The organism is Flavobacterium sp. ACAM 123 (assembly GCF_000264055.1).
Classification (GTDB): Bacteria; Bacteroidota; Bacteroidia; order Flavobacteriales; family Flavobacteriaceae; genus Flavobacterium.
In genome coordinates this window covers 1-8237 of the sequence record NZ_AJXL01000136.1, presented here as the reverse complement: position 1 = coordinate 8237, position 8237 = coordinate 1, and the positions used below count along the sequence as shown (strand labels likewise).

General features: G+C 38.2%; 8 protein-coding genes. 7 read left to right on the top strand and 1 reads right to left on the bottom strand.

The annotated features are described in order from the left end of the window. Positions 1 to 28: 28 nt before the first annotated feature. Positions 29 to 640, bottom strand: coding sequence for a thymidine kinase (locus A3SG_RS0116550; RefSeq protein WP_016991122.1), 612 nt, complete (start codon positions 638 to 640; stop codon positions 29 to 31). A 238-nt stretch (positions 641 to 878) separates the two neighbouring features. Here A3SG_RS0116550 and A3SG_RS0116545 point away from each other — a divergent pair, with 238 nt between their 5' ends. The 7 genes from A3SG_RS0116545 to A3SG_RS20205 form a co-directional block, all read left to right on the top strand. Beyond that, complete coding sequence (locus A3SG_RS0116545) at positions 879 to 2126, top strand: hypothetical protein (RefSeq protein ID WP_016991121.1); 1248 nt, start codon at positions 879 to 881, stop codon at positions 2124 to 2126. Between the two features lie 102 nt (positions 2127 to 2228). After that, complete coding sequence (gene rsmI, locus A3SG_RS0116540) at positions 2229 to 2942, top strand: 16S rRNA (cytidine(1402)-2'-O)-methyltransferase (RefSeq protein WP_029596871.1); 714 nt, start codon at positions 2229 to 2231, stop codon at positions 2940 to 2942. A 3-nt stretch (positions 2943 to 2945) separates the two neighbouring features. Continuing rightward, the gene (locus A3SG_RS0116535) at positions 2946 to 3998 is read left to right on the top strand and encodes a flavin monoamine oxidase family protein (RefSeq protein WP_016991118.1); all 1053 of its coding nucleotides are present in this window, start codon (positions 2946 to 2948) and stop codon (positions 3996 to 3998) included. A gap of 12 nt (positions 3999 to 4010) precedes the next feature. Then, positions 4011 to 4364: a HopJ type III effector protein gene (locus A3SG_RS0116530; RefSeq protein ID WP_016991117.1), complete on the top strand. Its 354-nt coding sequence runs from the start codon at positions 4011 to 4013 to the stop codon at positions 4362 to 4364. Between the two features lie 79 nt (positions 4365 to 4443). After that, positions 4444 to 6132 (top strand): single-stranded-DNA-specific exonuclease RecJ, encoded by a 1689-nt coding sequence (gene recJ / locus A3SG_RS0116525; RefSeq protein ID WP_016991116.1) that lies wholly within the window; start codon positions 4444 to 4446, stop codon positions 6130 to 6132. Further along, positions 6132 to 7415, top strand: coding sequence for an MFS transporter (locus A3SG_RS0116520; protein WP_016991115.1), 1284 nt, complete (start codon positions 6132 to 6134; stop codon positions 7413 to 7415). Before recJ ends, A3SG_RS0116520 begins: the two co-directional genes overlap by 1 nt. A 47-nt stretch (positions 7416 to 7462) precedes the next feature. Beyond that, positions 7463 to 8237: hypothetical protein (locus A3SG_RS20205; RefSeq protein ID WP_157485518.1), on the top strand; the 775-nt coding region annotated here is incomplete at its 3' end.

Sequence of the window (8237 nt, the reverse complement as noted above, 5' to 3'; positions counted from 1 at the left end):
TTTTTTTGTTTCATGGATTGCACTTAACCTATACCTCCCTCTCCTTCGGAGAGGACTCCTGATCTTTCCTCATCGCGTGATAATAAGCAGCGCGGCTCAAAGGTTCATATTCCTCTGTCTCCCCAAGCATCACTAATTTTTCATTGTCTGTTTTACGAAAACTGTAATTCGCCAAATTCCCGGTGCGCGTACACACCGCATGAACTTTGGTTACATATTCTGCAGTAGCCATTAGAGCTGGCATGGGACCAAAAGGATTTCCTTTAAAATCCATGTCTAATCCCGCTACAATAACACGGATTCCTTGGTTAGCTAAATCATTGCACACTCGCACAATTTCATCATCAAAAAATTGTGCTTCATCAATCCCAACCACATCGCAGCCTTGTGCCAAAATCGCAATGTTTGCCGCGGCAGGAACTGGTGTAGAGCGAATTTCGTTGGAATTATGAGATACTACCATATCATCATGATAACGAGTATCAATTGTGGGTTTAAATATTTCCACTTTTTGTTTGGCGAATTGCGCTCTTTTCAGACGTCGAATAAGCTCTTCGGTTTTACCCGAAAACATCGAACCGCAAATAACTTCGATCCAACCAAACTGTTCTTTATGATTTACTGTATTTTCGAGAAACATTTTGTATTTTTCTAACTTAAAAAATGAATAGTTTTTATTACGTTGTAATGTAATAAATCGACTTAAGATTTTATACTTTTACGTAGTCTCAAAAATAGAACAATTTTATCAATTCGATGATTAGTGAACACTTAATTATCAATTAAATGTTCCCTATGAAAGGACCTTAATCCTTAGGAGAATGAAAATTATAAAATAGGATAAACAGATACGCCATATATACAATAATTCAAACGTCATGAAAAAAAGATTGGAAGCCGATTTAGTCAGCATTGCTCATAAAATATTACAACTTAAGAATAAGTCTGACATCAATCAATTGTTTTTAGAAACCCAAAAACTATATGAAAAACTGTCGGTTTTACGATTCGTTAATGAGCATTATGGCGCGATCAAGCCTACATTAACCCATGCAGAAATTGAAGAAGAAATCGAAGCGCTTTATGACAACAATATCGATTTACCTCTTGAGACCATGATTGAAATGACTGGATTCACTCCTGTAGAAAAGGCAATGATAGCATCTACAGTTATAAAAGAAATTCCCGCTGAAGAAGTGTATGCACAGGACCCAATCGCAACGGAAGAGCCAATCGATAAGAAAAGCAATACTGAAGCAGAAGAAGAAATTACTGCGGAAGACGTAGATGATCTAGGCGATTTTGCGGCAGATATAGTGGAACAGCCGGTAGAGGACATCGAAGAAATTGAAGAAGAAGGCTTGGGAAATGAAATTGACACCGAGGAAACATGGGAAGAAGCTGAAGAAGAAATAGCGGCAAAAGAACTGCAGGAGGAAAAGGAAGAAGAAGGCTCAGGTAATGAAATTGACACCGAGAATACAGCGGAAGAAGCTGAGGAAAAAATAACGGACAAAGAAGTGCACGAAGAAGAGCTTACTGCAGAAGACGTAGATGAGTTAGGCGACTTTGCGGCAGATATAGCAGAACAGCCGGTAGAGGAGATCGAAGAAACTGCTGAAGAACCAGCAGCTGAATTTAAGGCTGCTTTTGAACTAACGAAAGAGACCGAAGTCGAAACCCCAAAGCATCCACAAACTATGCAGATCTCTTTTGAAGATTTACTTGGAGGCCCTTATAGCGAACCTGATTTTGTAAAGGTCGATGAAATAGAAGCATTACCGCCGGAAACCGTGTTTGAAGCTTTAGAAAAAATCGAGGAGAAGAAAACACCGCCAGCGTACGCTCCCGCAAAAATTGGCGAATCAAAGACAGTTTCACTGAATGATAAATTTTCAAAAGGAATCGACATTGATCTAAATGACCGAATCGCCTTTGTAAAGCACCTATTTGGCAACAGCAGTGAAGATTACAACCGTGTGCTAAATCAGTTAATTACTTTTGATAATTTCTATGAAACACGAAACTTCATTGAAGAAATGGTAAAACCCGACTATAACAATTGGGAAGGAAAAGATGATTATGCCGAACGTTTTATGGATATAATCGAAAAAAAATTCCTTTAAATAGGGTTCGAAATACTAAAAACAGGATCCGCTCCCTTTATGTAGAGTGCAACTCTTATTTCACTAGCATATACTACTAATAAAACTCCCGCAGCACCGCGTATGTCAAAATTATATATAGTTCCCACACCGATAGGTAATCTCGAAGACATGACTTTTAGAGCCATCCGGATTCTAAAAGAGGTCGACTTGATTCTTGCCGAAGACACCCGCACTAGCGGAAAACTACTAAAGCATTATGAGATAGGTACGCACATGTACAGTCATCATATGCATAACGAGCATAAAACGATCGAGAATTTAATCTCAAGATTAAAAGCAGGCGAAAATATTGCATTGATATCTGATGCTGGAACCCCAGCGATTTCTGACCCAGGGTTCTTGTTGACACGCGCTTGTGTAGAAAGCGGCATAACAGTGGAATGCTTGCCAGGTGCCACTGCCTTTGTACCCGCATTAGTCAATAGCGGACTGCCAAATGATAAATTTATTTTCGAAGGCTTTTTGCCTGATAAAAAAGGAAAACAAACCCGTTATTTGGCTTTAGCCGAGGAAACGCGCACGATGATTTTATATGTTTCTCCACATAAATTACTAAAAACACTAACCGAGTTTATTACTTATTTTGGCGAAGACCGCCAGATTTGCGTTTCCAGAGAATTATCTAAACTACACGAAGAAAATGTTAGAGGAACAGTAAAAGAAGTTCTCGCCCATTTTGAAAAAACAGCACCAAGAGGCGAAATTGTTGTGGTAGTAGGCGGAAAACCAATCGTCAAAGAAGTGAAAAAAAGTAAATTCCAGAAAGACGAATAACGCATGAATCATACAAAAATCATCATCGTTGGTGCCGGTCTATCGGGTTTAATGACCGCTTATTTGTTACAAAAAAAAGGGCTTGACATTCTACTATTAGAAGCCAATATCCGAATTGGCGGCCGCATAGAAACAGTAACCGGCACAAGTGGAGCAACTGTGGAAATGGGCGCAACCTGGTTTAGTAAACCGCATCAGCATCTTATTGCCTTGCTAGACGAACTGAAAATAGAGTACTTCAAGCAACATACTCAAGGCATCTCTTTTTTTGAGACCATGTCCTTTGTGCCTCCGCAAAAATTTGAAATTTCAGATGCCGAAGAACCTTCTTATCGCATAGTTGGTGGAACGGCCAAATTAATTGAAAAATTAGTTGCCAAAGTTGGAATTCAAAATATCAAAACACAAACTAAAGTAACCACCATAAAAGAAGTTGACGACCTCCTAGAGGTTACAGATTCTAATGGAATATTATATAAAGCCGCTACAGTCATCAGCACTTTACCCCCGAATTTGTTAGTTCAAACAGTAACATTCGAGCCCATTTTACCTGATTCTATTCAGCAATTAGCGCGAAAAACGCATACTTGGATGGGCGAATCTATAAAATTTGCCGTGGAATATGCAAGTCCATTTTGGCGAGAAAATAATTATTCTGGTACGCTGTTTAGTCAGGCTAGCATCATTCAGGAAATGTACGACCACAGTACTGCTGACAACAAAGGATATGCATTAAAAGGTTTTCTAAACGGAGGCACTCATACCTTGTCAGAAGAAGAACGAAAAGGGAAAATAATCCTTCAACTAACAAAACTTTTCGGCGCTGCAGCAGGAAATTATGTGGGCTATCACGAGAAAGTATGGCGCGACGAACCACTAACCTTTTTCCCTTATGAACATCTGCTCATGGGACACGAGAACAACGGGCATCCCGATTATCAAAAACCATTTTTAAACAATAAATTATATATTTCTGGCTCAGAGACCGCATCCGCAAATCCAGGATATATGGAAGGAGCGGTAGTTGCAGCCATAAAGATTGCCTCCAAATTTTAACAAACTAAGGATATGACTCTAAACTCTTTTTTAGAAAAATTAAAACAAACTCCACAAAACATCACATTCCCAGAAACCATTGCGGTAATTGAGGAAAATTATACTTTTTCCCCCACGGCATTTGAAAACGGAATACTGCACAATGCAGCGGGAGAAAACTCTGGCTCTTGTAAATTATTCGCTTTCGGCGAAATGCAAAACTTATCTGAAGCGGCAATATTGTATTGTTTTGGTGCTTATTATCAAGAAGACGTTTTAGGAGATCTTGACGGAACAAGTCACCAGAACATTCGCAACTTCATGAAAACCGGTTGGGACGGAATTGCATTTTATGGTGAAGCTTTGGAATTGAAGAAGACTGTTTAATAATTATGATAAACGTTATTTAATTTTTGAAGGCGAAATCTCAAATCAAAAAACCGTTAATCCTTAATCAAAAATCAATATGCGTTGGACCATCAAACCAAAACCTTCCGAAGATAAAATCAAGCATTTGGCGCAAGCCTTACAGGTGGAAGATTTTGTGGCTACCTTATTAGTTCAGCGCGGAATTGAAACTTTTGAAGACGCGAAGAACTTCTTCCGTCCTTCCTTAGACCACTTGCATAATCCCTACCTGATGAAAGACATGGATAAGGCAGTGGAAAGAATTGAAGCAGCCATTGAAAATCAAGAAAATATTCTCGTTTTTGGCGATTACGATGTCGATGGAACAACCGCAGTATCGCTGGTATCTTCCTATTTAAAAACGTATTATACTAACGTAGCTACCTATATTCCAGATCGCTATGATGAGGGTTATGGAATTTCATTTAAAGGGATTGACTTTGCTGATGACAATGGCATCTCCCTCATCATCGCCTTAGATTGCGGTATAAAATCCCTAGATCATGTGGCCTACGCCAAAGAACGAAATATTGACTTTATCATTTGCGATCACCATAGACCTGGAAAAAACCTACCCGAAGCCGTAGCCGTTTTAGATCCAAAAAGAGACGATTGTAATTATCCTTATGATGAATTGTGTGGATGCGGAATTGGATTTAAATTAATTCAGGCATTAGGATTAAATCAAGGACAGACGGTCGAAGATTTGACATCCTATCTCGATTTAGTTGCCGCCGCCATCGCTGCTGATATCGTTCCAATGACTGGTGAAAACCGCGTCCTTGCCTACTTTGGACTACAAGTTATTAATAGCGATCCAAGACCGGGAATCAAGGCTTTAGTGCATCAGGTAAAAAAGAAAACCTTAGATATTACCGATGTGGTTTTTATCATTGCGCCCAGAATCAATGCTGCAGGCCGCATCAAACACGGAAATCATGCCGTACAATTACTAACGGAATTTGATTTTGAACAGGCACAGCAATTTGCATCGGAAATCGAACAATACAATTCAGACCGTAAAGATTTAGATAAACAAATAACCAAAGAAGCGCTATTACAGCTAGAAGAAAATAATGAGAAAGAACGTTTTACTTCTGTCGTCTATCAAGAAAACTGGCATAAAGGCGTAATTGGTATTGTAGCCTCTCGCTTGATTGAAACGTATTACAGACCCACTTTGGTTTTTACCAAAAGTGGCGATAAATATGCCGCCTCGGCGCGTTCCGTAAAAGGTTTTGACGTCTACAATGCGCTAGAAGCCTGTGCACAACATTTGGAGCAATTTGGCGGACACATGTATGCCGCCGGAATGACATTGAAAGAAGAAAATTATTCCTTTTTCAAAGCAGCTTTTGAAAAGCAGGTACAAGACACGATACATCCAGACTTACTGATCCCTGAAATTGAGATTGATGCCGAAATAGATTTTGTCGATATAACTCCAAAACTAACTCGGATCCTAAAACAATTTGAGCCCTTCGGCCCCCTGAACATGACTCCAGTCTTCCTCACAAAAAACATAAGAGATACAGGTTACGCAAAAAAATTAGGCGAAGACGAGACCCATCTCAAACTATTTGTAAAACAGAATGGTTCTGATGGCATACCAGCCATTGGTTTCGGTTTAGGAAATAAAATGGAATTAACTACAAATCAGCAACCCTTTGAAGCCGTCTATTGTATTGATGAAAATGAATGGAATGGCAAAATTTCGATCCAACTGCGCTTAAGAAATATTAAGTAATGAGCACGCCTAAAATAATAAAGAAAGACCCTTACGCAGCGCTACGTTATCCAGAGTTTAACACTTTTTTATTGTTGCGCTTTGCCATGGTATTTGCTTGGTCAATGCAATTTATTGTTATTGAATGGCAAGTGTACAGCATCACCAAAGATCCCCTTTCCTTGGGTATTATAGGACTTATGGAGGTTATTCCTGCTGTTTCTATGGCTTTGTTTGCTGGCCATATCGTAGATCAGAAAGAAAAGAAAGGCTTATTAGTCAAATGCATTTTGGCTTTTTCAGTAATTAGTTTCGGTCTATTTTTATTGACATGGCCGGCGGTAGTTCAGGATTACTCCCTACAAACGATTTTATATTCCATCTACTTTTTAGTTTTTCTTGGGGGACTCGTTCGCGCCTTCTTAGGGCCCACTATTTTTTCGTTATTATCCTTACTGGTTCCTAAAAAAATATATCCCAATGCCGCGACCTGGAGCAGTTCCGTTTGGCAAATCGCGAACGTTATGGGGCCTGCTGTTGCCGGTTTCTCCATCACTTTGATGGGCGTACACTGGTCGATGTGTATTGTTTTTCTGTTTTCGATTTTTGCATTAGTCGCATTGTCACAAATAGATAAAAAACCGATTATGAATCCAAAAATAGGAGAGCCTGTGATGCAGAGTTTAACCGAAGGAATAAAATTTGTATTCAATAATAAAACCGTGTTAGGAGCCATCACCCTTGATATGGTAGCCGTTCTTTTTGGTGGAGCCATAGCGCTCTTACCCATCTTTGCCCAAGATATCTTAAAAGTAGGACCGGAAGGATTTGGTTTTTTAAGAGCCGCACCAGCAGTAGGAGCCTTTTTAACCATGATCATTACAGCCTATATTCCCTTAAGTAAAAATGCCGGAATGAAACTATTAACCGCAATATTTGCTTTTGGAATCTGTATTATTGTGTTTGGACTTTCCACGATTTTCTGGGTATCGCTTTTGGCTTTGTTCTTTAGTGGGGTTTTCGATGGTATCTCAGTAGTAATCCGCCAAACGATTCTACAACTTAAAACTCCAGATCACATGCGCGGCAGGGTTTCGGCTGTAAACTCGATGTTTGTAGGCTCTTCAAATGAATTGGGTGCTTTTGAAAGTGGTGTTACTGCTAAATTAATGGGAACGGTTACCGCAGTTGTTTTTGGCGGAAGCATGACACTTATAATAGTGGCATTTACAGGAATCATTTCTCCCTCTTTTAGAAAATTAGATTTGAGAAAAGATTTAGAGGAACATGAAAATCAGGCATAAATTTTAGTCTTTTTTTAGAAAACCTAAATATCACTAAAACTGGGTATTTGATTCATAGTAAATTAGCTGTAAGTTTGAAAATGATGTTTTTTACTCGAAAAAACACTAATTTTAAATCATACTATGAAAGTAAAATTATTTACCCCCCCCATTTTTTACTACTATTCCTTGCGCTAATGCTCTTTTCTTGTACTAGTGATGATCTTGAAAACAATTCGACAAACCCCGTCATAAATCAACTGAAAAATGATTTAAAACTGGATCAGTTCACGAACAAAAACATTTCTCAAAACTTAGTTGTAAATTGGGAAACGTTATCCAGAATCGAGAAAGACGGTTTTGAGATTTATGAAATTGAAGCTATTGAAAAACATAAAAGCAAAATAGAATCTAATTTACTTCAAAGCGAATTAAAATATGAGCTGATTTCCATAAAAAATAAGAATGAAATACATTCCTATTTAGTCGAAGTTTATTCCAATTTAAATTACGCTTCCTTTTCTAATTCAATTCAAAACCTTAAGAACTTTACCGGAACCTTAAATGTGTATGAATTAAACGGAACTTTAATAAACCAACTTATAGTATTTAACGGAAAAAGTACAAATCCATCACAAAACAACCACTTAACTCAATTAAATGAAGCTATAAATTTATTTAGCTCAAAAAATAATTTAACGCGGAGAGTACCTGAATGTAGTACAATATTTTTTGTAAATATAATTGTTTACCTTAGGACCGATCATTATTCATATATTACCGTAGGTACATATACTCAAAAAGCACTACAATATTCCTCTTATTCAACATACAATAGAATAG